At 35.9% G+C, this 574-nt stretch carries 1 protein-coding gene; it reads left to right on the top strand.

What is annotated here, in order from left to right; all coding sequences use genetic code 11:
* Positions 1–64: 64 nt before the first annotated feature.
* A partial coding sequence (locus KVT27_RS23530) for a phage portal protein (protein ID WP_217582062.1) occupies positions 65–574 on the top strand: 510 nt, incomplete at its 3' end.

Genomic DNA, 574 nt, shown 5'->3' with positions numbered 1-574 from the left:
GTTGTTAGCGAAGCAATAGGTTGGTATTAGGTTCACATTAATAATATGTAAAGTAGGTGATGTAGTGTTTAAGAAGCTCATCTCCGGCATAAGGCAGGTGTTGTACAAAATGGGCCTGATTAGTGGGATAAAAAAGGTATCCGACCACAAGGATATACAGGTAAATGACGAATCCTATGAATTTATAGACACCTGGAAAGCTTTGTATAGTGGGTATTACAAAGAATGGCATGATGTTCAATACAAAACAGTAGAGGGGCAGAAGCAGCGAAAACGAGCCACTTTAAATATGGCCAAAGTTGTGACGCAAGAAATGGCTACTCTTGTATTTAATGAAAAATGCACAATTAACATATCTGATAAGGATCTATCAAAGAATATCAAAAATGTTCTTGATGAAAATAACTTTATAAAAGAGTTTCAAAGGTACTTAGAGTACAGCTTTGCGCTTGGTGGGATGGTTATTAAGGTCTACTGGGATAATGGCATTAAACTTTCATTTGTTACAGCAGACTGTTTCATACCGATTACCTGGGACAATAAACAGATAACAGAATGTGTATTTATTACTGAA

It is taken from the genome of Lysinibacillus sp. GbtcB16 (assembly GCF_019091145.1).
In the GTDB taxonomy this organism is placed as follows: Bacteria; Bacillota; Bacilli; order Bacillales_A; family Planococcaceae; genus Lysinibacillus; species Lysinibacillus fusiformis.
The sequence above is the reverse complement of the archived record's forward strand: the minus strand, read 5'-3'. Positions and strand labels throughout refer to the sequence as shown.